Source organism: Vreelandella titanicae (assembly GCF_014697095.1).
In the GTDB taxonomy this organism is placed as follows: domain Bacteria; phylum Pseudomonadota; class Gammaproteobacteria; order Pseudomonadales; family Halomonadaceae; genus Vreelandella; species Vreelandella titanicae.
The window spans coordinates 3,039,887-3,064,312 of record NZ_CP059082.1 but is presented as its reverse complement, the minus strand read 5'-3'; the positions used below and the strand labels follow the sequence as shown (position 1 = coordinate 3,064,312).

At 54.0% G+C, this 24,426-nt stretch carries 20 protein-coding genes; 2 read left to right on the top strand and 18 right to left on the bottom strand.

Features of this window, described 5'->3' with window-relative positions; translation table 11 throughout:
- Positions 1-85 precede the first annotated feature (85 nt).
- The gene (locus HZS52_RS14050) at positions 86-1,786 is read right to left on the bottom strand and encodes a methyl-accepting chemotaxis protein (RefSeq protein ID WP_190373000.1); all 1,701 of its coding nucleotides are present in this window, start codon (positions 1,784-1,786) and stop codon (positions 86-88) included.
- Positions 1,787-1,810: 24 nt separating this feature from the next.
- Positions 1,811-2,224, bottom strand: a complete 414-nt coding sequence (locus HZS52_RS14045; RefSeq protein ID WP_022522933.1) for an arsenate reductase ArsC — start codon at positions 2,222-2,224, stop codon at positions 1,811-1,813.
- Between the two features lie 151 nt (positions 2,225-2,375).
- On the opposite strand from HZS52_RS14045, the gene arsH reads away from it, so the two are divergent.
- Positions 2,376-3,113 carry an arsenical resistance protein ArsH gene (gene arsH / locus HZS52_RS14040; protein ID WP_317890268.1) on the top strand — a complete coding sequence of 246 codons (738 nt, stop codon included), beginning with the start codon at positions 2,376-2,378 and terminating at the stop codon, positions 3,111-3,113.
- A gap of 13 nt (positions 3,114-3,126) precedes the next feature.
- Positions 3,127-4,197: an ACR3 family arsenite efflux transporter gene (arsB, locus tag HZS52_RS14035; protein WP_190372999.1), complete on the top strand. Its 1,071-nt coding sequence runs from the start codon at positions 3,127-3,129 to the stop codon at positions 4,195-4,197.
- On the opposite strand, the gene arsJ is transcribed toward arsB, so the two are convergent.
- From arsJ to HZS52_RS13955, 16 genes are all read right to left on the bottom strand, one after another.
- Positions 4,194-5,369, bottom strand: a complete 1,176-nt coding sequence (arsJ, locus tag HZS52_RS14030; RefSeq protein WP_223828135.1) for an organoarsenical effux MFS transporter ArsJ — start codon at positions 5,367-5,369, stop codon at positions 4,194-4,196. The two genes, arsB and arsJ, sit on opposite strands and share 4 nt — an antisense overlap.
- 52 nt (positions 5,370-5,421) lie before the next feature.
- Positions 5,422-6,468 (bottom strand): ArsJ-associated glyceraldehyde-3-phosphate dehydrogenase, encoded by a 1,047-nt coding sequence (locus HZS52_RS14025; RefSeq protein WP_190372997.1) that lies wholly within the window; start codon positions 6,466-6,468, stop codon positions 5,422-5,424.
- Between the two features lie 159 nt (positions 6,469-6,627).
- Positions 6,628-7,467 carry a phosphate ABC transporter ATP-binding protein PstB gene (gene pstB / locus HZS52_RS14020; RefSeq protein WP_009288023.1) on the bottom strand — a complete coding sequence of 280 codons (840 nt, stop codon included), beginning with the start codon at positions 7,465-7,467 and terminating at the stop codon, positions 6,628-6,630.
- A gap of 26 nt (positions 7,468-7,493) precedes the next feature.
- Positions 7,494-8,660, bottom strand: coding sequence for a phosphate ABC transporter permease PstA (gene pstA, locus HZS52_RS14015; RefSeq protein WP_009288022.1), 1,167 nt, complete (start codon positions 8,658-8,660; stop codon positions 7,494-7,496).
- 18 nt (positions 8,661-8,678) lie between these two features.
- Positions 8,679-9,929, bottom strand: a complete 1,251-nt coding sequence (pstC, locus tag HZS52_RS14010) for a phosphate ABC transporter permease subunit PstC (RefSeq protein WP_009288021.1) — start codon at positions 9,927-9,929, stop codon at positions 8,679-8,681.
- A 95-nt stretch (positions 9,930-10,024) separates the two neighbouring features.
- Complete coding sequence (locus tag HZS52_RS14005) at positions 10,025-11,038, bottom strand: PstS family phosphate ABC transporter substrate-binding protein (protein WP_009288020.1); 1,014 nt, start codon at positions 11,036-11,038, stop codon at positions 10,025-10,027.
- 130 nt (positions 11,039-11,168) lie between these two features.
- Positions 11,169-11,900, bottom strand: a complete 732-nt coding sequence (locus HZS52_RS14000) for a sulfite exporter TauE/SafE family protein (RefSeq protein ID WP_190372996.1) — start codon at positions 11,898-11,900, stop codon at positions 11,169-11,171.
- A 46-nt stretch (positions 11,901-11,946) separates the two neighbouring features.
- Positions 11,947-13,134 carry a multidrug effflux MFS transporter gene (locus tag HZS52_RS13995; protein ID WP_190372995.1) on the bottom strand — a complete coding sequence of 396 codons (1,188 nt, stop codon included), beginning with the start codon at positions 13,132-13,134 and terminating at the stop codon, positions 11,947-11,949.
- A 140-nt stretch (positions 13,135-13,274) separates the two neighbouring features.
- Positions 13,275-13,793: an STAS domain-containing protein gene (locus tag HZS52_RS13990; protein WP_022522924.1), complete on the bottom strand. Its 519-nt coding sequence runs from the start codon at positions 13,791-13,793 to the stop codon at positions 13,275-13,277.
- A complete protein-coding gene (locus tag HZS52_RS13985; protein ID WP_027958456.1) occupies positions 13,783-14,976 on the bottom strand; it encodes a PP2C family protein-serine/threonine phosphatase in 1,194 nt (397 codons plus the stop codon). The genes HZS52_RS13990 and HZS52_RS13985 overlap by 11 nt, the downstream gene beginning before the upstream one ends.
- A gap of 8 nt (positions 14,977-14,984) precedes the next feature.
- Positions 14,985-15,809 carry an MlaA family lipoprotein gene (locus HZS52_RS13980; RefSeq protein WP_035537982.1) on the bottom strand — a complete coding sequence of 275 codons (825 nt, stop codon included), beginning with the start codon at positions 15,807-15,809 and terminating at the stop codon, positions 14,985-14,987.
- A 42-nt stretch (positions 15,810-15,851) separates the two neighbouring features.
- Entirely contained in the window at positions 15,852-16,973 is a 1,122-nt protein-coding gene (locus tag HZS52_RS13975; protein ID WP_027958455.1) for a beta-ketoacyl-ACP synthase III, read from the bottom strand.
- A gap of 117 nt (positions 16,974-17,090) precedes the next feature.
- Positions 17,091-21,125 (bottom strand): ATP-dependent RNA helicase HrpA, encoded by a 4,035-nt coding sequence (hrpA, locus tag HZS52_RS13970; RefSeq protein WP_190372994.1) that lies wholly within the window; start codon positions 21,123-21,125, stop codon positions 17,091-17,093.
- Between the two features lie 131 nt (positions 21,126-21,256).
- The gene (locus HZS52_RS13965; protein WP_190372993.1) at positions 21,257-22,927 is read right to left on the bottom strand and encodes an AMP-binding protein; all 1,671 of its coding nucleotides are present in this window, start codon (positions 22,925-22,927) and stop codon (positions 21,257-21,259) included.
- Between the two features lie 212 nt (positions 22,928-23,139).
- A complete protein-coding gene (locus HZS52_RS13960) occupies positions 23,140-23,919 on the bottom strand; it encodes a class II glutamine amidotransferase (RefSeq protein WP_027958452.1) in 780 nt (259 codons plus the stop codon).
- A 63-nt stretch (positions 23,920-23,982) separates the two neighbouring features.
- Positions 23,983-24,408, bottom strand: a complete 426-nt coding sequence (locus tag HZS52_RS13955) for a hypothetical protein (RefSeq protein WP_022522917.1) — start codon at positions 24,406-24,408, stop codon at positions 23,983-23,985.
- Positions 24,409-24,426 lie beyond the last annotated feature (18 nt).

Genomic DNA, 24,426 nt, shown 5'->3' with positions numbered 1-24,426 from the left:
GCTAACACGCTACATGACGCTCAGAGAAAATCGCATAATAGCGTTGTAAGCTCAGGAGTAAAGCTAAATTCCTTCATCCAGAATGCTAAGCCGAAGCCAATAATCCCGCCTGACGACGGGCTTGCTCATGGTCATCCGGTAAGGCGCCCTCTTGATGACTGAGCTGCTCCCATTCGGGATAGTCAGTTTGATTTTTATCAATACCAGACAAGCCTGGTTCAATGGCACTCTCCACCACACTAAATTGACCGGCATATTCACGCATCTGCAAAGCTTCTTGGGACAGCACCTCCGCGCTCTGGGCCGCCTGATTGACTAAGCGCATGGTGTCTTGGGTAGTGGTATCGATCTGAGCAACCGCGTGGTTGACCTCCTCAATGCCTCGCCGCTGCTCTTCAGAGGCATGGGTGATTTGCGTCATCAGCGTGTCCACATTCCTCGCTGCTTGCATGATCGCCCGTGTATGTTCACCAGCCTGCTGAGACAATATGCTGCCTTGCTGGACGCTCGCACTCGACGCTTCAATGCGTGAACGAATATCACTGGCGGCACTGGCACTGCGCGTTGCCAGTGCACGCACCTCATTGGCGACCACCGCAAACCCACGCCCGTGCTCACCGGCACGCGCGGCTTCAACCGATGCATTGAGCGCTAAAATATTGGTTTGGAAAGCAATACTTTCAATCATGCGAATAATGCTTTGAATCTCTTCGGAGTGACTATTTATCGCCTCCATGGTGGCGATAAACTGGGTAATCACCTCATCACCCTGCTGCGCTTTTTGAGACACATCTGCCGTTGACTGGTTAACATGCGCCGCACTTTCAGCATTCTGATTCACCGTGGCGGTTAGCTGTTCCAAGCTCGCTGCCATTTGCTGCAAAGCTGACACTTGAGTGTCGGTTTGGCTCGCCAAAAGCTGGTTCTGCTCAGTCATCTCCTGACTATTGCTATATACCTGCTGGCTGCTCGTATTAAGACGATTAACCGTGGCCGTCAGCGAGTGCTGCATCTTATCCAGCTCACTAAATAGCTGACCAATTTCGTTACTTGAGTGCGCCGTTACTGGCGCCGACAGGTCACCGTTAGCAATGCGCTGGAAGTGCCCAGTGATTTTCTTTAATGGGCGAAGCACGTTTTTACGCACGCCCCATACCACTACCGTCACTACCAACAGCGCAGCGCCAAGCGCTGTAATCACGCCCCAAAAAAGTAGCGATGAGACCTGCTCAAAGCGCATAAGCAAGGCGTTACCCCGCTGAGTGGAAGCGCCAATAAAAGCCTCGGCGCTTGCCACAAAGTGCTCGCTACTATCATCCACTCGCGACTCACCCGAGAAAAAGCCTGATATGTCGCGCTCTTCAAGCATCATCATCTGAAGATTGAGATTATTGTTAACAAATGATTGAAAGTTTGACGCTAACTGTTCGACAAACGTCTGCTGATCTTGATCAAAATCACTCGCTGTAAATTGAGTGAAGTTCTCGGACGCCTCATCAAGCAACCGCTGGGCTTCTTCTATCAGAGGGTCAGGTCGATCAAACGAAGGGGTACGAATTAACTCCGCTGCACGGTTCATCTGAATACGCGCACGCAACAGCTGGGTATAGGCGCTATTGAGCTGACTAATTTGTGCCATGTCCCGTTCATGAAGCGACGTAAATGCCTCACGGCCAAAATGGTTGGCGAACAAACCCAGTGCGCCAATGACGACGACCAGGCCGCTAAAGGCCACTAATACAAGCGTCCAACTTGCCTTGACGCTTAAGTTATTAATCCATTTCATCTCGACCCGCCCCTTTCAGTAAGGTTAATCAGATGTGTGGAGAGGCAGCCAGAGCTGTAGGCGCCGACGAATCTCTAATAATGCCTGCTCATAAGCATCTGACTTGCCGATCAAGCGAGGGTCACGAATATCCCAGGATAGAACTTCGCCCGCCTCCCCTTGCCAATCGCGGCAGGCTTGCTGGGATTTGTCGCACAGCACAATGACAAAATCGAAGGTCTCGCTTTCAAACTCATCCAACGACTTACTGCGCAGGCCCTCGGTGGGGAGCCCGTGTTTACGCAACGCTTCAAGTGTCAATGCATGGGGCTCATCCGGTTCAGAACCGGCACTAAACGCTTCAAAACGATCATCTGCCAAATGGCGAAGCAACGCCTCCCCCATCAGAGACCGTGCAGAGTTAGCATTGCAGAGGAACAACACGCGGCGCTTCGTCATAAATAAACAGCCTCTTATGTAGTTAGTGGCTGTCACTCTACGCCGGGTTCATGACGGCAATATTGCAGGCACACAGTTGCCCTAGAAATATACGAAAAAACACATATGATGGAATCATCAAGCTATTAAGACCCAATCCGAGTAAACCGCGATGACCTCACTGACTGATTTTTCCGACCTGAATGATCTGCCTAATATAGACGCTGAATTCTTTGAACCGCCCAGCAGCGAACGGCTGAGGATTCCACATAGCACTGAACACGCACCTAAAATATTGCTGCTATACGGCTCTCTGCGTGAGCGCTCTTTCAGCCGGTTAGCGGTTGAGGAAGCCGCACATTTACTCAATGCCATGGGCGCAGAAACAAGAATCTTTGACCCCAGGGGGCTGCCGTTACCGGATGCAGAAGATGCCAGCCACCCCAAAGTCGATGAGCTACGCCAATTGGCCCAATGGGCAGAAGGGATGGTGTGGTGCTCCCCCGAACGTCACGGCGCAATGACCGGCATTATGAAGGCGCAAATAGATTGGATCCCCCTTGCCCTGGGTGGCGTCCGCCCTACTCAGGGCAAAACCTTGGCGGTAATGCAGGTCTGCGGCGGTTCGCAGTCCTTCAATACGGTCAATCAGCTACGCATCTTGGGGCGTTGGATGCGTATGCTGACGATTCCCAATCAGTCCTCGATACCCAAAGCCTTTATGGAGTTTGATGATAAAGACCGGATGAAGCCTTCACCGTTTTATGACCGTATCGTGGATGTCATGGAAGAGCTGGTGAAATTCACTCTACTAGTGCGTGATCGCAGTGACGTGCTGACGGATCGTTATTCGGAGCGCAAAGAGAGCGCCGAAGAAGTCTCAAAGCGGGTTAATCAACGCGCCATCTAATCAGGAGCTTCACATGCCAGCACTGCAAGACAACGCCTCACCCTCTACCGCCGAAGGCATGGGATTTTTTGAGCGCTACCTCACGCTATGGGTAGCACTCGCCATTGTGGTAGGCATCTTAGTTGGGCAATTTATTCCAGCGGTACCGGAAACGCTGTCACGCTTTGAAGTGGCGCAGGTATCGATTCCGGTGGCGGTGCTCATTTGGGCGATGATATTCCCCATGATGGCGCAAATTGACTTCACCTCGCTACTGGGTGTGCGTCGTCAGCCCAAAGGTTTGATCATTACTACATCAGTGAACTGGTTGATCAAACCTTTCACTATGTTCGCCATCTCCTGGCTATTTCTGATGGTGATCTTTCGACCGTTTATTCCCGCCGAGCTAGCCAGCCAGTATTTAGCCGGTGCAATTCTGCTGGGCGCCGCGCCGTGTACCGCCATGGTGTTTGTGTGGAGCTACCTGACCCGCGGCGATGCCGCCTACACTCTGGTGCAAGTGGCGCTTAATGATCTAATTATGCTGTTCGCGTTTGCCCCTATCGTGGTCTTCCTACTGGGCATCTCCAATATTCAGGTGCCCTGGGACACCGTCGCACTATCAGTGATCCTATATATAGTGATTCCCCTGGCGGCGGGCTATATCACCCGGCAGAGCTTGATTAAAAAACGCGGCGCCGAATGGTACGACAATGTCTTTATGAAGCGCGTTGGCCCGATCACGCCGATTGGTTTGATCATTACCCTAGTGCTGCTGTTTGCCTTCCAGGGCGAGGTCATTCTGAATAATCCGCTGCATATCGTATTGATCGCGATACCGCTGATTATTCAAACGTTCCTGATCTTCTTTATCGCCTATGGCTGGGCTAAAACCTGGCGATTGCCACATAACATTGCCGCACCGGGGGCGATGATCGGCGCCAGCAACTTCTTTGAACTGGCGGTGGCAGCGGCTATCGCACTGTTTGGCTTACAGTCGGGCGCTGCGCTAGCCACTGTTGTCGGCGTATTGGTCGAAGTACCGCTGATGCTCGCGCTGGTCAGGATTGCCAATAAAACTCGCCATCATTTTCCAGTGAACTAGTGGCTTAAATCACTACCCCGTGGCAACGCCAGCGCCATCAATGCACTGGCAGCCACTAAGGCCGCTGACACCCACAAGCAGGCACTCAGCCCGTAAGCCATATACAGCCAGCCCGACAGTAGCGTGCCCACTAAACGCCCCATGGCATTGGCCATATAATAGAAACCAACATCCATGGAGACGCCATCGGCGCGGGCATAATGCACAATCAAGTAACTGTGCCAGCTGGAGTTAATCGCAAACAATACGCCAAAGGCGAGCAAACCGACGACTAACCAGCCTACTTGCGCCAAGGGCAGCATCGCCAACAAAATCGCCAACACCGCCAGTGCCGCCGCCCAGCCGGCGGTAAGCGCCCGCGCATCGCCTTTGATCAACCGGGTTAATTTGGGTGCCTGGGTTTGCACCCCGCCATAACCGATCACCCATACCGCTAACAGCCCACCCACTGTCCAGTGTGTCCAACCGTGTTGATCGTATAAGAACACTGGCAGTGCTACCACAAACCACACATCCCGTGCCGAAAATAGGCAAAAGCGCGCCGCGGAGAGCACGTTAATCGCACGTGATTTTGAGAAGATTTCGGAGAACTTGGGCTTTACTTTTTGGCGGCCTAAATCCGCCTTAAGCCTCAACAGTGAAAGCAGTAACACGCCGCCAAGCATTACCGCCATCACCAACACTGCGGCCTGGAAGCCAATCAACGTTAGCAGCAACCCGCCAACAAAAAAGCCTAGCCCCTTTAACGCGTTTTTAGAGCCGGTCAGCATCGCCACCCACCGGTAGAGTGAACTATTGGCGTTAGCACTCTCTTTTGGCACCAGCACTTTAACGGCGCTTTTAGCGCTCATTTTGTTGAGGTCTTTAGCGATCCCCGACAGCGCCTGAGCAGCCATCACCCAAGCAACTGTCAGCAAGCTAGCGGGCACCATCAGCATAGCAAGCGCAATAATTTGCAGCCCAAGCCCCACATTCATGGTGCGGTTGAGACCCAACCGCGCGCCCAACCAGCCACCTATCAGGTTAGTCACCACACCAAAAGCTTCGTAAAACAGAAACAGCATGGCGATTTCTAACGGCGAGTAACCCAGTTGATGGAAGTGCATGACCACCAGCATACGCAGCGCGCCGTCGGTTACCGTGAACGCCCAGTAGTTGCCGGTAATCAGCATATATTGGCGCACCTCGAAAGGTAGCGCCTTTACCCGCTTTAACAACGATAAATCAGCCACGGCCCACCTGCTCACCGCCTACCTGCCCCCTACCTACCATCAGGGCCAACTCGGCCGTGCGGTTGGCGTAGCCCCACTCGTTGTCGTACCAGGCATAGAGTTTTAGCTGGGTGCCATTGATCACCATGGTGGAGAGCGCATCAATGATCGAGCTGCGCGGGTCGGTGCAGTAATCAATCGACACTAGCGGGCGCTCTTCATAGCCCAAAATACCGGCAAGCTCGCCATCAGCCGCGGCTTTTAGCGCCTGATTGACCTCTTCGACGGTCACTTCGCGCTCAAGCTCGAACACCATATCGGTAAGCGAAGCGTTAGCCAGCGGCACACGAATCGCGTGACCGTTTAGCCTGCCTTCCAGTTCGGGGAAAATAGCAGTGATGGCTTTGGCCGAGCCGGTGGTGGTGGGGATTAAGCTCATGCCGCAAGCCCGGGCGCGGCGCAGGTCTTTATGCGGGGCATCTAAAATGGTTTGAGTGTTGGTGATGTCGTGCACCGTGGTCATCGAGCCATGGCGGATACCAAAGGTTTCCTGAATGACTTTGACTACCGGTGCCAAGCAGTTGGTGGTGCAACTGGCAGCGGTAACGATCTTATGTTGAGCATGATCGTAAAGGTGGTCGTTCACCCCCACCACCACATTAAGCACGTTCGCCTCTTTCATAGGCGCACTCACCACCACACGACCGACGCCTTGATCAATGTACGCCTGCAGTTTATCGGTGGTTTTCATTACGCCCGAGCACTCGATAACGATATCGCAGTTCGACCAATCGCTATCGGCAATTGCTTTATTAGCGCTAAAGACGACAGTTTTTCCATCGAGAACGATAGCGTCATCGGTTGCCAAGATACCCTTCCCTGGTGTCCAGCGCCCGTGAACTGAATCAAACTCCAGCAGGTGGGCAAAGGTTGCCGCATCGCCGCCCGGGTCGTTAATGCGTGTTATTGCTACCGCGCCAGCGTCTACCTGCCCCCACAAACTGCGCAATGCCAAACGCCCAATCCGCCCAAAGCCGTTAATGCCAATACGTAGTGCCATGAGTGCCTCCTAAGCTAACGGTTACACAATCTATTAAGAGAAAGCATAACGGCTATATACGTTAAAACATATATAAACACTTAAAAAAACGCCTACTAACAAACAGGCCCACCACCGTGTAGTAGGCCTGCGTAGTAAGTATTAATTAGCAAGCATTAATTAACCATAACGACCAGAGATATAGTCCTCGGTCTTCTTCTGTGCCGGGGTTGAGAACATCACTTTGGTGTCGTTGTACTCAATGATTTCCCCCAGGTGGAAGAACGCCGTGTAGTCCGCCACCCGCGCCGCCTGCTGCATATTATGCGTCACGGTAATGATGGTGAATTTCTCTTTCAGCTTGTCCATCAGGTCTTCGATGGTGGCGGTGGAAATAGGATCAAGCGCTGAGGTTGGCTCATCCATCAAAATCACATCAGGCTGAACCGCAATAGCGCGGGCAATACACAACCGCTGTTGCTGACCACCGGACAGAGAGGTGCCTGGCTCATGCAGCTTGTCTTTCACCTCGTTCCACAACCCAGCGTCACGCAGCGCTTTTTCAACCAATTCTTCCTGCTCGGCTTTACGGCTGACCAAGTCGTGCATGCGTGGTGCGTAAGCGATATTTTCAAAGATCGACTTAGGAAACGGATTAGGCTTTTGGAAAACCATGCCCACCCGGCGACGGAGCGCCACTTCATCCATTTTAGGTGCGTTAACGTCCAACCCGTCCATCTCGACCAGGCCTTCGGTGCGTACGCTAGGAATCAGGTCGTTCATACGATTCAAGCAGCGTAAGAACGTCGACTTACCACACCCCGAAGGGCCAATCAGCGCCGTCACATTTTTCTGAAAAAGATCAATATTCAGATTCTTCAGCGCTTGGTTTTTGCCATACCACAGATTCAAATCGCGAACCCGGAAACTCAGGTCGTGGCACGCAGCTTCATTTCGTGTATAGGGTTGCCCAACCGCAGGTGTCTGCTGGCCGTTCATTACAGTTGCATGGCTATTCATAGAAATGTCCTCTATAACGCACTGGCCTACCAGCGACGCTCAAATTTCTTACGCATCACAACGGCAAAAGCGTTGAGTGAGATGAGTATGGTGAGTAGCACCAAAATACCGCCAGCAGTTTTTTCCACAAACGCCTGCTCAGGTTCACCAGCCCAGGTGAATATTTGCGCAGGCATCACTGTTGCCGCGTTGGTAAAGGAAACGCCCACATCGGGGATAAAGGCCACCATCCCTACAATAATCAGCGGCGCCGTTTCACCCATCGCTTGCGCCAGGCCGATAATAGAACCTGTCATAATACCCGGCATTGCCAAGGGTAGAACGTGATCCCGCACTACCTGCCAGCGTGAACAGCCCACCCCAAAGCCTGCGTGACGGATGGATTCAGGCACGCTACGCAGTGCGGTACGTGTCGAAATAATGATCACTGGCAGCGTCATCAATGCCAGCGTCATACCGCCCACTAATGGGGACGACCGCGGCACCCCGAAAAAGTTAATAAAGATCGCAAGACCCAGCAGACCAAATAGAATCGACGGGATCGCCGCTAGGTTATTGATGTTAATTTCAATAATCTGGGTTAAGCGGTTATCCGGCGCAAACTCTTCAAGATAAATAGCTGTCATCACGCCGATCGGGAAAGATATCGCCAGGGTGACGATCATGGTCATAATGGTGCCGACCACTGCCGATAAAATGCCCGCGTTCTCGGCAATTTTTGAATCACCCGAACCAAAGAAAGTGGTATTAAAGCGTAGATCCACCTGTCCAGATTCGACTCGGGCATCAAGGGCTTCCTGCTCCTCGTCACTCAAGCGATGCCGGTGTCCCTTCAAGTATTGATCGACATCACTATTCGCTAATACCCACTCCGCTTTACTGGTGCCGATCATGTCAGGATTGTTGCGCAACTCTAATGGAATTGTACGCACCGCCGTACGGCTAATTAACGGCAACAGCTCTTCATCAAACGCCCGCCGCCCATCGGTTTCGGCTTCTTGTGTGTAGCTAATCTCGGTTTGTATATAGGCCTGCTGGAAAGCGGGTAGACCTTTACTCAGCATATCGGCAAAAAACAGCACCAGAAAAAGGCCCGCGAGACCTAACGATCCCATGGTTATCCATTTAAGGCGGGTAGACTTTCGGTGACGCCGCTTAAGCTGCTGGCTGATTTCGTCAAAAGAGTGGCTCATCGAAACAGTTCCTCGGCGTTACAGGTTATTCACGCGGTATTTTTCACGGAAACGACGGATCATCAATACTGACACCAAGTTGAGTGCGAGTGTGATCACGAAGAGCACGAGTCCAAGGGCAAAAGCTGATAATGTTTCGGCACTTTCAAACTCTTGGTCGCCGGTGAGCGCCGCCACGATACGCACAGTCACCGTGGTCATATCTTCCAGCGGATTAGCGGTTAAATTAGGCCGCATACCCGCCGCCATAACCACGATCATGGTTTCACCCATGGCACGAGACATACCCAAGAGCGACGCTGAGATAATCCCCGGCATGGCAGCGGGTACTACCACATCACGAATCGTTTCCCCTTTGGTCATACCGAGTGCCAGCGACCCCTGGCGCATGCTATCGGGCACCGAATTGATCACATCATCAGATAGCGATGAGATAAACGGAATGATCATAATGCCCATCACAATGCCGGGTGCCAGCGCATTGTTATAAGACGCATCGAGCCCCAGAAAACCGGCAATATTGACAATGATCGGCGCCACGGTGATGGCGGCAAAAAAGCCATAAACGACGGTAGGAATACCTGCCAATACTTCTAACACCGGCTTGGCGACGGTACGCACTTTGCGCGGTGCAAATTCAGACATATAAATCGCTGAAAGCAAACCGATAGGCACCGCCACCAGCATAGCGATGGCGGTAATCATAAAGGTGCCAGCAAACAGCGGTACCGAGCCAAACTCAGCGCCGCTACCATCACCGCGACCCGCGGATGCTAAAAAGCTCGCGCCTGGATTCCAAGTGGTGCCGGTGATGAACTCCCAGAAGCTGTGCATTTGGAAAAAGCGCAGCGCCTCGGAAATAATCGAAATTAAAATACCAAAGGTCGTCAAAATGGAGATTAACGCTGCCCCAGCAAGGGTCATGCGAATGACCCGCTCAATGGCTTGACGGGCATGAAAATCGGGTTTTACTTGATTAAGACTCACCAGTAGCCCGATGGCTGCTATCACTAAGCTCGCCGCCAGCAGATAAAGCGTAGGAATGTCGGCGCCCATTAGAAGCAAAACGAAAGCGCCCAAGGCACTCACTACCACGGCTGGCCCGGCGGTGGAGAGTACTGTAAACCAAGCGTATTGGTCAGGCTGGGCGAACATCGCCGTACCCGCGCTACGTAACCGAGTGGCTTTTGAACGGCCAGCAAAAAAAGCCAGCAGCCCCAGCAGCAATAATGCACTGCAAAAAATCAGAAGAAGCTGGTTGGTCTGCATCGCATCTCTCTCACGTGGTCACCGGTTAAGAAACCTATCAACAATAACGGGTCGGCAGCTTGCGCTGCCGACCACTTTTAATCTGACCTACCAACTTACTTAAGAACGTCTGCTGTCATTGAAGTGCGATCTGCAACAGCCTGGCGCCACTCTTCGCGCTCTTCTTCTGGCAGAACGATCAAGCCGATATCACGCAAGTAGCCGTCATCGCCAATCATCATTTCGCTCATAAACATATCGACGTAATCGTACATCGGCGGGACGTCTTCAGCGTGCTGGTTCTTCACGTAGAACCACAGTGAACGCGCGATAGGATAGTCACCGGAGCTGATCGCCTCAGCCTCAGGATCGACGCCATCAATACTGGCGGCGCTGATCGTGTCAGTATTCTCTTCAAGGAAAGAGTAGCCGAAGATACCAAAGGCACCGGTGTCTTCTGAAAGGCGCTGAACGATCAGGTTGTCGTTTTCACCGGCATCGATGTAAACACCGTCAGAACGAATATCGGTGTAGCCTTCATCGCCGTAAACATCCATACCCTCAGACGCAGATTCCATTACCAGCTCTTCAAAAGCATCGCGGGTACCCGAAGTTGTCGGCGGCCCATAAATGGAGATTTCACGGTCTGGCAGCGAAGAATCGATCTCGCTCCAGTTGGTGTAGGGGTTTTCAACTAACTCGCCATCAACCGGCACCATGGCAGCTACCGCCATGAAGATCTGTTCGCGGGTTAAAGCAATGTCATCGTTTTCGCTTGATTGACCCAATACGATGCCGTCAGAACCGATTTTAGCCTCGGTGATATCGGTAACGCCGTTCTCTTCACAACGCTCAAACTCAGACACTTTCATGCGACGAGAAGCGTTAGTAATGTCGGGTGTGCCTTCACCAACACCATTACAGAACAGACGCAAACCGCCGCCCGAACCAGTCGATTCAATAACAGGCGTCGGGTTACCAGTAGTCGCACCGAACTCTTCCGTTACGTAGCTGGCAAACGGGTAAACGGTACTGGAACCAACGATTCGGATTTGATCACGGGCTTGAGCAACACCGGCAACGCTCATTACAGCAGCCGCGATAACGGTGGTTTTTAGAATACGGTTCATGCGAAATACTCCTGTTCATGTAGGGATCTGGCCTTCGCAAGGCATACCTTGCACTGGTTCCATGACAACTTCATGACAGCGAGCAAAACGTAGAAAATTTTTCGTTACATAGAGGCAACCCGACCTTACATCACCACAAAAGTCCTAGCGCCGCGAGGGTGCATAACGCCAGCGAGGCACCTTGCAGCATGCGTCGGTCTAAACGGTGGGCTACGGTATCTGCCAAGGCGTTACCTATTAATACTGCAGGTAGGAAGGTAAGCGCGACCTGGAAATGCCAAAGCTGAATCTGGTCAGCCAAGGCAAGGGTGATTAAGGTCAATAGAGAGGTCAAAATGAAAAAGGCGGCTAGATTGCCGCGCACACGATCAGTGGGTAAGCCGTGCATCAGCAGCACGATGGGTGGGCCACCAATAGCCGCAACGGTGCCAAAAATGCCAGAGAGCACCCCAGCGCCAAACAGCGTTATTCGGTTTACCGGCAACTGAAAGCGGCACAAGGTGACGAGTACCGCAAACAGGACGATGACCGCAATCAGCTTTTCTAACACAAACATGGGGGCGGCGAGTAGCAGCCAAATACCCAGCGCATTGCCGGGAAGGCGCCCCACTAGCGCCATGCCAATGGAATCCAGGCGCACCTCGTGCCAGTAATGACGCACCATCATCAGGGAGACGGTAAATCCGAACAGTACCAGAGTGACCGGCACCAGACGAGGCTCTAGCATCAACAGTAGCGGTGCGCCAATAATGGCCAAACCAAAGCCGGTAGCGCGCTGCACAAAAGCACCCATTAACAGTACGGCGGAGCAAGCTAACCAAGTGCCCATCGGCATATTGACCCAAGCCAGTATGCTATCCATTCAACTTATCCATTCAAACTATCCATACGCCCTATCCATTTGAAAACTATTCATCCGCAGCAGGTGCTTTAGTCAGTTTGCGCACACCGATATTGCCTAGCAACGCAGCGCCCAGCATGGTGAGGACCATGGGCCAAAGATGTTCTACCTCGAACAGCCCTACCATCACTCCCGCGAGGGCGCCGCAGGTAAACTGGATCCCGCCCAGTAGCGCCGTTGCCGTGGCGCTGATATGGCCAAAATGATCCAGTAACGACGAGATCGCGTTGGGCGTGATCAGCCCGATCATACCGGTAAACAGCATAATCAACGGCACCACGATCACTAGCGACGCGATGTCCAAGGCGGTCACCGCTACCAACCCAAGCGCGGCCACCAGCTGTATAAGCAACCCTAAACGCAAATTCTGCTGAGGAGTGCGCTTGCGGAGCAGATGAATATTGACCCGATTAGAGAGCGCAATAACGACCACGTTGACCCCAAACACTAGCGGATAAGTGCCGGGCGAGAGGCCAAAATAGTCGAGATAAAGAAACGGCGAAGCGGTCACAAAGGCAAACAGGCCCGCAAAGGAAGCCGCTACCGCACAGATATAGCCCATGCCTTCACGATGCTTAAGCACGCTGGCGTAGTTGCGTATTACTTGCCGTGGTGAAGCTGCAGGCAGCGACATATCGCGGGTTTCAGGTAACCGCGTTCCTAGCAGCCAGAGCAAAAAGCCCGCGTAGACGGCCAGAAATACAAAAATCAGCCACCAACCGGCAATATGCAACAATAAGCTGCCCACGGTAGGCGCCACCAATGGAGCCAGCATCATGATCATCGCCATGGTGGACATCACTTTGGCGGCCTCGCGCCCGCTAAAGCAGTCGCGCACAATCGCCGCCGAGTTGACCACACAGGCCCCGCCTCCCAACGCTTGAATAAACCGCCAAGCCAGCAGCGTGGGCAAACTGTCCGCCATCGTAATAGCAAGACTTGCCAGCATAAACACCACCAGTCCGCCCAGCAGCACAGGCTTTCTACCCATCCGATCCGAAAGCGGCCCAAAGCATAACTGGCCCAATGCAAAGCCGAACAGGAATACGCTGATGGAGAGTTCAGTACGGTGAATACTGGCGCCGATGCTTTCAGCAATGATACCCATGGCAGGCAAATAAGCGTCGATAGCAAAGGGCGCCAGAGCCGTATTGGCCGCAACCAACAGTGCTACCCGGCGAGGATTCAGATCCATGGGTCTCCTTAAGGCGATAATGTACGCACTGGAATAGATAGGCCGCTAATCATAGCTGATTTTAAGGCCTTTGTCGGGATTGGAGACTATCGGTAGATAGCCCTTGGGAGAGGCCAGGGGCTTATCAAGGAGAGGGGAGCTTAGTGATGCGTAGTGGCGTCTTGCGACTCAAGCATGTCAACCAGTGGCTGAAACTGCTCACGGTTATGCTCGTTCATATGCATTAAAATACGGTGGGCTTCCAGGATACGATCGCGCAGTCCCTCTTCGTCTGCCGGCTCTTGGGGCAGCTCTTCAAGCTCATTGTTGAGCGTACTCGTCTGTTGTAGCGGTGCTTCCATCAGCGTGAAGAAACGCGCAAAGCCCATCACGTCCAACATCTGCCGTACATCAGGATTATCGACAATAATCGTCGGCGGCTGCTCCAGGCGCCCTTTCACCGCCATCGCGACCTTGGCCAAAAAACCAAGCGCCGTCGAATCGACATTGGTGGCTTCACGCAGGTCAATCAATACGGCACGCAACCCCGGCGTCTCGGCAAGACGCTGGGCTTGAGTATCCAGCGTGGCGCAGAGCGTCAAACGCACATCACCACACAGTTTTAGAATAAAAACACCAGAATCGAACGCCGCTTTAATGCGGCCCTCTTCAATCAGCATGACCAAATCCGCTCACCATCATGATTGTTAGATCATCGGGTAAAGCATCGCGCTCTTGGTTGGCATCAAACTCTGCATCCCCTTCGGCAAGGAGTGCATTCGTTTCTGCTAGCCGGTCGCGCAACTGCTCAAGCGTTACACTCTCGCTTACTAATTGCTCAAGCTCCTTGAGCCGCGTGTCGAGCGTTTTACCCGGCAAGCATTCCAATACTCCATCTGAGCAGAGCCATAGACGAAATTTATTCGGCAATGCACAACTCAGCGAAGGATACTCCACATCGGGGAAAAGGCCTACCGGCATTCCCTCGCCTTCTAAACGGCGTAGCTCTCCCTCTGCTGCCAACAGGGGCATGGGAAGTTGCGCGCCGAGCGAATAGTGAAGAGTATGCGCCTCGTGGTCAATAACACCGACAAATAAGGTGGCATGTTTACCAATATCGGTGCCCTGCAGCTCGCGGTTCATCGCCTTTAACCAATCAGGCGGCAGATTTTCCGGATGCTGGCCATCCCACTCACTCAACCAGCGGTTGCATAAATATTTGAGCAGCACGGTAACAAATGCCGACGAGGCACCATGCCCCGATACATCGGCGAAATAGAAGGCACTGTAGCGCTCGTTATAGCGTTGGTAATCGAGAAAATCACCAGACAAATAGAGCGAAGGGGCAAATACGTAGTCGTAATACACCCCGTTAATCACCTTGGGCCGCAGCGGCAACAAACGCCGCTGGATATGCCCTCCGCTCTGCTGATCCATCCGCAGCAGCGCGAGGTGGGTCTCTAGGCTCTCGTTTAACTCCGCCAGACGCGCATGGTCACGCTCGCGCTCCAGCGCCAAATCGTTGAGCTTAATGGCCTTACGGATCATTCGTCGCAACAGCTCGGCGTGTCGCAGCGGATGGACAATATAGTCCACCAGCCCCACATCAATCGCTTTGATCAAGTCGGCGTCCTGACGCGAGTCACTGACTACCAGTGTCGGTAGGCGTCGCGTTAGGTGTGTCCATTGCTGCCGCGGAACTGCCCGAGCATGGGCAACAATGAGCGCCGTGTCAGCAGGCAAATGCGCGATATCCTCAGCGGCAAACACCCACATGCCATCGCAGGTAATCGCTTCAGCCAGCGCATCACGTTCACGACCAGGTTCGTCGATCACCGCGATCAACTGCTTAGAATGATCCATCATAAGCCTCAATCGGTGACTTCGTTGTCACCAAAGTCACTATCATCCTGACCGCTGTCATCAAAATCGCTGTCATCAAAGTCGAAGGTTTCGCTGGCAAAGGGGTCATCACCCAATTCTCCATCGCTCACCTCAAATTGGCGGTTCTGCAAGTAAGCGTCACGAATAAAACGGTAGCGATCACCACGAATTAATTCTTCCTGGTCAAGCAAACCCGCTCGAATATCGATCGCTTTGAGTGCGGTAAGGCCTACTCGAACAATATCGTCTTCTGCATAATTAACGGGGTTCGTTGCCATGTTCGCGGGCATACCGGTGGTATCCCGCAGCGTGCTGGGGCCAAAGAAAGGCAGCACCAGATAACGCGAATCTTCCCACCCCCACACCGCTAACGTTTGGCCAAAATCTTCTTCATCCGCAGTAATTTCCATTAGGGTGGCATAATCTAACAGTCCGCCAATGCCTACCGTGGAGTTAATTAAAAAACGTGACGTGGCGAGGCCCGCGTTTGACGGTTTGCCCTGCAGCACGCTGTTAAGCGCAGTACGCACTTCACCTAAGTTGGAGAAAAAATTACCTACGCCCGTTTCTACCGGGTCGGGGGTAATAGCACGATAGCCTGTTGCCACCGGCTTGAGCGCGTAGCGATCCAACACATCGTTAAACGCAAACACTTTGCGGTTAAAGCCTTCCCAAGGGTCTTCGGGAGCAGTATTTTCCGCCATTTGCGTACTGGCACAGCCTCCGGTTGCGAGTAACGTCACCAGTAGTAGTGGCAACCCTTTGCTACGCAGCGAAAGCGCAGGCTGCGCGTTATTAAACCACTGCCACATGACATTTTCCTTTTTCAATTCCCTTGCACCTTATACAGACATCTACAAACGACGAATAACCACACTGCCCGCGCTATAACCTGCTCCAAAGGAGCAAATCACGCCAATATCGCCCTCCACAAGCGCCTCGCGATGGAGGTGAAAGGCGATGATAGAACCCGCTGAACTGGTGTTGGCGTAACGATCCAAAATAATCGGCGCCTGTGTTTCACTCGGGTCATAGCCCAATACTTTGCGGGCAATCAAATCGTTCATATGCCGGTTAGCCTGGTGTAGCCACATGCGCTTCAGATCGCCACCGGCCAACTCTAAGGAGGCCAAATGATCGGTGATCAATTTAGCCACCATCGGGCAAACTTCTCTAAACACCCGACGCCCTTCCTGCACAAACAGCTTATCCAAGGCGAGTGGGTCACTGTCCGTTACGCGGTTAAGGAACCCTGCATTATTACGGATCGCGTTGGAAAACTGGGTAACCAGACGCGTGCCAAGAATTTCAAACTGCTCATCGGCCACCGCAATAGCGCTATTTTCTAGTACCACAGCGGTACAAGCATCGCCGAAAATGAAGTGGCTGTCACGGTCTCGAAAGTTGAGGTGCGCCGAGCAAATTTCCGGATTGACCACCAGGGCACGCTTCACACTGCCGGAGGCTATGGCGTTGGCAGCCGTTTCCAAAGCAAACGTCGCTGAACTACAGGCCACATTCATATCGAACCCGTAACCACTTGTGCCCAAGGCCTGCTGCACCTCGACCGCCATAGCGGGGTAGGCACGCTCCAGGTTTGAGCAGGCCACGATCACCAGCTCGATGTCAGCAGCTTCTACCTTGGCAGCGGCCAGCGCCTGCCGCGCGGCAGCGGTCGCCATCTCGCACTGAATAGAGGGTTCGTCATTGCCCCGCTGCGGAAGTTTAGGCCGCATACGCTGTGGGTCAAGGATCCCAGCTGCATCGAGCACATAGCGGCTCTTAATACCGGAGGCTTTTTCGATAAATTCGCTGCTTGAATGTGCCAGCGGTTCACGCTCGCCGCGCGCAATGGCTCCGGCATGCTGTTCATTCTCGCTGTCTACCCAAGCATTAAATGCCGCCACCAGGGCCGCATTATCAATGGCGTGTTCCGGTGTATAGAGACCTGTACCGGTAATCACCACATGTGTCATGCCAATCTCCTCTAAGCGGCTTGCCGACGTGACCGGCCATCAATGCTTACGGCGAACCCATCACGTTACTGTGTGCGTAAAATAGCGGTTTTTCCAGCAACTTTTTTCAACCCCTAGCTAAACGCTAGTGATCTCTTGCCAGCGTTTTTCCAATCGTTTTACCGACACCACCATGTTAGTCCCCAACTGCTGTGCAAATAGCGATACTCTAAGCTCCTGCAGCCACCAGCCAAAAGCGACCAATTCAGGATCTTCCACCCTTCCGCGTCGCTCGCTTTCGCGGCGGGCATCAAAGCGGGCCTCTAATGCCTGGACATCTTGCATCATCATTTGATCGCGACCGCGCTCACGGGCGGCTTTTTCAAGCCGAATGAGCGCCGCCTCGGTGTAGCGCGGGTATTCGTCCAGCCAAGCGCCCGCATCGCGAATAAAGCCTGGATAGACCAGACGTTGCATCTGCGCGCTAACATCGCTATACACCAGCGCCAGAGCAAAATTAAGCTTCCCTTTGAGCACCTTACTGACCGCCAGATGCCCTTTTAGCGCGGCCTCTACGCGTACCAGCAGTGCTTTCGCTTCGTCTACAAGCTGACCCTGAGTAGCGTTTAGTCGCTGGCTAAACTCGCCTTCCGAGCGCGGCAGGGGGTGCTGAGCAATCACCTGGGTAAACACCGCAAGCAGCAGATCGTCGATCAAAGCTTGTTTACTACCCACTTTGGCGAACAGTAGCGCGCACTTCTCAACACCCGGCAGTTGTTTAATCGCTTTAACCTGTTCAGGTAGCTTGGCAATTGCCAGCCGAGCGATGCCCTCCTGGTGGGCAGCGTCAGCTTTTGCAGGGTGATCAAACAACGCCACCTTGAACTCGCTGGCGTCAAGACCGCTGGTTTTCGCAATCCTGCTTTCAGCGACCAGGGCAGGATACGCCTCTACGCGAATACCTGCCTGGGTGGTAACGCGCGAAGCGGGCAGCGGCGTCTTGGGTAGCCCGGCCACAGCGGGCTCTTGGCTAACCTGTTCAGCCAGTGCCTGGGCGCCTGCGCTGGCTGCCGCTTCAAAGCGCTGCTCTAAAGCACGCAGATCGCGCCCCTGCCCTAAGGTTTCGCCCGCGTGATCGACCACGCGAATATTCATGATCAGATGCGGTTCGAGCACGTCGAGGCGCCAGTCGTCGGGATGCACCCGCGTCGATGTACGGCGGCGAATGAACTCCCCCAAGGCCTCGGTTAACGGGCGCTGATCGGGCACCAGGGTTTCCAGCGCCGCATCCACCCAATCAGGAATCGGCACCACCTGGCGGCGGATGCTTTTCGGCAGTGACTTCAGAAGCGCAATACACTTTTCACGCAGCAGCCCAGGTACCAACCACTCCAGAGCATGCACCGGCACCTGGGGCAACATTGCAGCGGGAACGGTCAGGGTAACACCGTCATCCTTGGCTTCGGGGTCAAAGTGGTAGCTTACCGGATACGCGACGCCCGCCAGAATCAAATGATCAGGATACTGCGCCTGGGTAACGTCCTCCGCGTCGCGCGCTTTAAGTGAATCAATATCGAAATGCAGTAATTGTGGCTCTTGCTGCTCGGCCTGCTTACGCCAGTGCTCAAAGCCCTTGCCGTTGACTATCTCCGCCGGGATCCGCTGGTCGTAAAAGTCATAGAGCGTGTCTTCATCGACCAGAATATCTCGCCGCCGAGCGCGATCTTCCAGCGCTTCGACTTCGTCGATCAACGCGCGGTTATGAGCAAAGAAGGCACCTTTGGTGTGAAATTCCCCTTCCACCAGCGCACGGCGAATAAACAGCTCCCGGGACTCCTGGGGCGCGATTGGCCCGTAATGTACCTTGCGCCGCGCCACAATCGGCAGACCAAACAGCGTGACCTGTTCAAAGGCCACTACCTGGGCGCGCTTCATTTCCCAATGCGGTTCGCTGTAGCTGCGTTTAACCAGGTGCTGCGCCTGGGGTTCAATCCACTGGGGATCGATTTTGGCCACGGTGCGGGCAAACAGCTTGGAGGTTTCCACCATCTCGAACGCCATGATCCACTTGGGCGACTTCTTGGCCAACCCTGAGCCTGGATGAATCATAAACTTGCGATTGCGGGCGCCGAGATACTCGCGGTTCTCCACCAACGTCCCCAGATTAGAGAGCAGCCCAGAGAGTAGCGCCTGATGCACCTTGCCCGACGTTTTACGCCGCGTTTGACGCGCCTGTTCTTCGCTCTCGTCTTCATTACGGGGCGGCGGCGCGGGCACGTCGATATCCATATCGCGCAGCAGTTGGCGCAGTTGGCGGAAGGTGTCGTGCCATTCGCGCATGCGCAGGTAGTTGATGTAGTGCTCGCGGCACCAGCGGCGCAGTTGATTACCTGAAAGCGCCTCACGGGCATTCTCAATGCCGTGCCAAAGGTTCAGCAAGGCGACAAAATCGGAATCCGGGTCATGCCAGCGCTGGTGAGCTTGGTCGGCCGCCTGGCGCTTATCCGCCGGTCGGTCGCGGGGGTCTTGGATGGCTAGCGCCGAGACGACGATCAGCACATCGCGAAGGCTGCCGAATTCGGCACCCGCCAACACCATTCGCGCCAAGCGCGGGTCAATCGGCAGCCGCGCCAGCTTACGCCCAAGCGGAGAAAGGCGCTGCTTGTCGTCCACCGCCCCCAGCTCGAACAGCAGTCGAAAGCCGTCTTTAACAAAGCGGCTATCCGGTGGATCAACAAACGGAAAGGCCTCGATATCGCCGAGCTTGAGCCCCAGCATCGAGAGAATCACCGAGGCAAGGTTGGTGCGCTGGATTTCCGGGTCGGTAAAGCCGGGCCGGGATAGGAAATCCTCTTCGCTGTAGAGGCGAATGCACACGCCTTCGGCAATCCGCCCACAGCGCCCTTTACGCTGGTTGGCGCTGGCCTGGCTAACCGCTTCTACCGGCAGTCGCTGGATCTTGGAACGGTAGCTATAGCGGCTGATACGTACGAGGCCAGGGTCAATCACGTAGCGAATCCCAGGCACGGTCAGCGACGTTTCCGCGACGTTGGTGGCGAGTACAATGCGCCTGCCACGGTGCGGAGCAAACACACGGTTCTGCTCTTCGTTGGAGAGTCTCGCGTAGAGTGGCAGGATTTCAGTGCCTTTCAGCTCGGCGCGGCGCAGGGTATCGGCGGTTTCACGAATTTCGCGCTCACCAGGTAAAAACACCAGCACATCACGAGGGCCATGCAACCAGCCTTTTTCACGCTCAACGGCTTCAATCTCTTCCACCGCGTGCAGAATGCCCTCTTGCAGCGTGCGGTCTTCTTCATCGTCCTCATCGCGCACCAGCGGCCGGTAGTGTACTTCAACGGGGTAGGTGCGCCCGGTGACTTCCACCACCGGTGCAGGCGTCTTGGTGGTGCCGAAGTGTTTGGCAAAGCGCTCCACGTCGATAGTCGCCGAGGTAATGATGACTTTTAGATCGGGCCGCTTGGGGAGCAAACGTTTGAGGTAGCCGAGTAGAAAGTCGATATTCAGGCTGCGCTCGTGGGCTTCATCAATAATGATGGTGTCGTAACGCAGCAGCAGCGGATCATGCTGGGTCTCGGCCAGCAAAATCCCGTCGGTCATCAGTTTGACCAGGGTCGTCGGGCTGCTCTGGTCGGTGAAGCGCACCTGATAGCCCACCTGCTCGCCCAGAGAGACTTCCAGCTCTTCCGCCAGGCGACTGGCGACACTGCGGGCAGCCAAGCGACGCGGTTGGGTGTGGCCAATTAAGCCACGGCGGCCTCGGCCCAGTTCCAAACACATTTTAGGCAGCTGGGTGGTTTTGCCTGAGCCGGTCTCCCCCGCCACCACCACGACCTGATGATCGCGGATGGCGTTGACAATATCCTCCCGGCGTTCGACCACCGGCAATTCTGGCGGGTAATTGAAGGCGACCTTTTGGCTTTCGCGCTGACTGAGCTGCTGCTGGGCACGACCAAGCTCGCGCTGCACCTCGTCCAAGCCACGGCTAATCGGTTTGCTATCACGTAGGCGACGGTTTAAACCAGCCAGCCGGCGCTCCAGCCGCTCTGCATCGCGCAGCATCACATCGCCCGCGGCCTGTTTCAGCGACGCAAGACGTTGACTATCGGTGGGGGCTGGGGATGTGTCGGTGGTCACGATTGAGTCGGCTTCCATTCGCTTGGGCATTTAACAAGAGATATTAATAACAGATATAAAAAATCAACCCGCTCAATTGAGCGGGTCGTATAGTGTAACGCTTTCAGCGCCGCGACGCCTAACCACAGCGCCGAGTCGTCATGTAACGGTTACGTTTTTGAGGGCTCTTCGTCGCGCAGCTGGCGGCGGAGCACTTTACCCACGTTGGTTTTGGGCAGCTCATCGCGAAACTCTATGAATTTCGGCACTTTGTAGCCAGTGAGCTCTTTTTTGCACCAGTCGCGTAGTGTTTTTTCATCTAGCTGGTCATTTTTACTTACCACAAACAGCTTGATGGCTTCGCCAGCATTTTCATCTGGCACACCGACCGCGGCAGACTCAAGCACATCCGGGTGGGCTGCCACCACATCTTCAACTTCGTTGGGATAAACATTAAAGCCAGAGACCAGGATCATATCTTTTTTGCGATCAACGATGCGGATATAGCCATCATCCTGCAGCACAGCGATGTCGCCGGTGCGAAACCAGCCATCCTCATCGATGGCGTCACGGGTTTCATCTTCACGCTGCCAGTAGCCTTTCATCACCTGTGGCCCTTGCACGCACAGTTCTCCCGGCTCGCCCAATGCCACGTCGTTGCCATCGGCGTCGACGACTTTTACCGCGGTGCCCGCCACGGGCTTACCGATAGTGCCCAGTTGGATCGAATCGGTCGGGTTGAAGCTAACAATGGGAGAAGTCTCGGTCAGACCATACCCCTCGGCAATTGGGCAACCGGTGGTTTTTTCCCAACGCTGCGCCGCTGCTTTGGTCAGCGCCATGCCGCCGGAGATCGTCAGCTTCAATTTGGAAAAATCGAGCTGCTTGAAATCGTCGCGATTACATAGCGCATTAAACAGCGTATTGAGGCCGATAAAAGCGCTAAAGGGCAGCCCCTTGAGCTCTTTGATAAAACCATCCAGGTCGCGAGGATTAGTGATCAGCAAAGAGTGGTTACCGGTTTCCATTAGGAACAGGCAGTTAACCGTAAAGGTATAGATGTGATAAACCGGTAGCGGTGCGATAACCAGCTCTTCGCCATCGGTCAGATGAGTACCAATCGCTTCCCGCGCTTGCAGCATATTGGCGATGAGATTGCGATGGGTCAGCATTGCGCCTTTTGGCATACCCGTGGTGCCACCGGTATATTGAAGCGCGGCTAAATCGTCGTGGCTCCTCTTGACCTCGGTATGACTTAGCGAGGCACCTTTTTTTAGCGCATCACGGAAGCCAACCGCACTGGGCAGTGAATAAGCAGGCACCATTTTCTTAACGTGCTTGACCACTGCATTGATTAACCAGCGCTTGGGCACATCGTGCAAGTCAGCTAGCTGGGTGACGAGCACATGCTTGATATCTGTTTTATCGAGCACTTTCTCCAGCTTGTCCGCCATATTGGCCAAAATCACAATGGCTTTAGCGTTGGAATCCTTGAACTGGTTGGCCATTTCCCGCTCGGTATATAGCGGGTTGGTGTTGACCACTACCAAGCCTGCGCGCAGTGCACCGAATACCGCCACAGGAAACTGCAGTACGTTGGGCAACTGGATGGCGATACGATCACCGGGAACGAGGTCGGTTTCATGCTGTAGCCATGCAGCAAAGTCTGCAGAGAGGCGGTCAAGATCAGCGAAAGAGAGCGTTTTTCCCATACAGGAAAAAGCTGGCTTGTCCTTAAAGCGTGTTACTGCGTTATGAAAAACATCCGTGACTGAATCGTACTGATCCAACCCTTCAAGCGCTGGGCCACGTAAAACGGCGGCGTTGGCGTGTTCGCTCATGGGCAATCTCCGCTATTGGCGTCGGCGTAAGTCACCGACCTTGTTGTTGTCGCTAGGCTCTATCTGAAAAAATAGGTTAAGAAGCCCAACGATATACGACCTCTAACAGGCTGTAAAACGATCGATTGAAACTGACGTTTCAACTTTAGCCCATAGTCGGGCTCACTTGATTTTCTGCTGCGTCCCTCATTCCAATTTAGTAGATCGTTTCTTTATGGACAGTAACGCGCCTGAATTTCTCCATCGCGCCAGACCAATAGCTCACCCGGCACCATGCGCTGCCAGGCTTCATTGTGCGTGAGCGGTTCAGTGGCAATCACTGAAACGATGTCGTCAGGCGTGGTATGTTCGGCAAAATTCACCGTCATCTCGGCGTCGGAGAGTTCCGCCTCGCCGAAGGGCGCGCAGCGGGTAATATGTGCAAGCTTCGTGGCGCAAAATGTATATAAATAGCCGCCATCGGAGAGCAGCATATTGAACACGCCCAGCGCTCTTAGCTGCTCACATAGCTGGTGCAAGCGCTCCCACAGCGTTGTGGGATCTGCTGGCGGGCAAGGAAATTCACGGCGAATCTCCCCCATTAACCAGCAGTAGGCGTACTCGCTATCGGTGCTGCCAACCGGGGTGTAGTTTCCTAACGCTAAACGCTCCCAGCCACTTAATTGCCCATTGTGAGCATAACACCAGGGTCGCCCCCACATTTCGCGCGTGAAAGGGTGGGTATTGGCAAGCTTTACGCCCCCCACGTTGGCCTGGCGAATGTGACTGATCACCACATTGGACTTAATCGGGTAATCGCAAATTAGCCGGGCGATAGGGGAATCGACGGAGGGATGGGGGTCGCGAAAATCGCGGTAACCGCCCTCTTCGTAGAAGGCAATTCCCCAACCATCGCGATGAGGGCCGGTGCCCCCACCGCGATGCAAAAAGCCCGAAAAGCTAAAACAGATATCGGTGGGCACATTGGCGCTCATACCCAGCAGTTCACACATACGCTTTACCAATACATAGACACCCGGCGCTCTCTGCAAAAGCATGGAACCTAAACACAGGCATTAACCAATCACCGGTTCGCGACGGCGTGGTGATTCGCTTTCATCGGCACTCTCTTCTTCCTGGGCGACATACTCATCGTCCCCAGGACGGCGCCACCACCACAGAGCAACGCCAATCAGCGCGCCTAATGCCATCCCCAACACCAGCCACATTAGCCCGCCACGAAGTGCTGCGCCGTTGTTTTCTAAAAACCCAACCGCCGCCACCATCGCCGAAGGTGCCCAACCGGTATAGAATTCACCCTCTTCTATTAACGGCAGCCGGAAAGTGGCGGGTGCCCATATTGCCCCTGCCACCATCCAGGTCAGCACAAGACGTGGCAAGCGAGGCAGAAAAGTGAACGCAAAATAGACCGCGACAATCACTAACAGCGACAGCCCGTAATAACTCAACCACAGTAGTGGCGTTGAATTTGCAAACAGCATAATACCCCTCATATGGGT

Bases quoted from the DNA above. Each gene is read 5' to 3' on its own strand.
- HZS52_RS13995 (WP_190372995.1), bottom strand. From the start codon at position 13,134: ATGGATCTGAATCCTCGCCGGGTAGCACTGTTGGTTGCGGCCAATACG.
- pstC (WP_009288021.1), bottom strand. From the start codon at position 9,929: ATGCAGACCAACCAGCTTCTTCTGATTTTTTGCAGTGCATTATTGCTG.
- arsB (WP_190372999.1), top strand. From the start codon at position 3,127: ATGCCAGCACTGCAAGACAACGCCTCACCCTCTACCGCCGAAGGCATG.
- HZS52_RS14045 (WP_022522933.1), bottom strand. From the start codon at position 2,224: ATGACGAAGCGCCGCGTGTTGTTCCTCTGCAATGCTAACTCTGCACGG.
- HZS52_RS13955 (WP_022522917.1), bottom strand. From the start codon at position 24,408: ATGCTGTTTGCAAATTCAACGCCACTACTGTGGTTGAGTTATTACGGG.
- HZS52_RS14000 (WP_190372996.1), bottom strand. From the start codon at position 11,900: ATGGATAGCATACTGGCTTGGGTCAATATGCCGATGGGCACTTGGTTA.
- pstB (WP_009288023.1), bottom strand. From the start codon at position 7,467: ATGAATAGCCATGCAACTGTAATGAACGGCCAGCAGACACCTGCGGTT.
- HZS52_RS13975 (WP_027958455.1), bottom strand. From the start codon at position 16,973: ATGACACATGTGGTGATTACCGGTACAGGTCTCTATACACCGGAACAC.
- HZS52_RS13960 (WP_027958452.1), bottom strand. From the start codon at position 23,919: ATGTGTGAACTGCTGGGTATGAGCGCCAATGTGCCCACCGATATCTGT.
- HZS52_RS14025 (WP_190372997.1), bottom strand. From the start codon at position 6,468: ATGGCACTACGTATTGGCATTAACGGCTTTGGGCGGATTGGGCGTTTG.
- pstA (WP_009288022.1), bottom strand. From the start codon at position 8,660: ATGAGCCACTCTTTTGACGAAATCAGCCAGCAGCTTAAGCGGCGTCAC.
- HZS52_RS13985 (WP_027958456.1), bottom strand. From the start codon at position 14,976: ATGGATCATTCTAAGCAGTTGATCGCGGTGATCGACGAACCTGGTCGT.
- HZS52_RS13990 (WP_022522924.1), bottom strand. From the start codon at position 13,793: ATGCTGATTGAAGAGGGCCGCATTAAAGCGGCGTTCGATTCTGGTGTT.
- HZS52_RS13980 (WP_035537982.1), bottom strand. From the start codon at position 15,809: ATGTGGCAGTGGTTTAATAACGCGCAGCCTGCGCTTTCGCTGCGTAGC.
- HZS52_RS14050 (WP_190373000.1), bottom strand. From the start codon at position 1,786: ATGAAATGGATTAATAACTTAAGCGTCAAGGCAAGTTGGACGCTTGTA.
- arsH (WP_317890268.1), top strand. From the start codon at position 2,376: ATGACCTCACTGACTGATTTTTCCGACCTGAATGATCTGCCTAATATA.
- hrpA (WP_190372994.1), bottom strand. From the start codon at position 21,125: ATGGAAGCCGACTCAATCGTGACCACCGACACATCCCCAGCCCCCACC.
- HZS52_RS13965 (WP_190372993.1), bottom strand. From the start codon at position 22,927: ATGAGCGAACACGCCAACGCCGCCGTTTTACGTGGCCCAGCGCTTGAA.
- HZS52_RS14005 (WP_009288020.1), bottom strand. From the start codon at position 11,038: ATGAACCGTATTCTAAAAACCACCGTTATCGCGGCTGCTGTAATGAGC.
- arsJ (WP_223828135.1), bottom strand. From the start codon at position 5,369: ATGCTGATTACCGGCAACTACTGGGCGTTCACGGTAACCGACGGCGCG.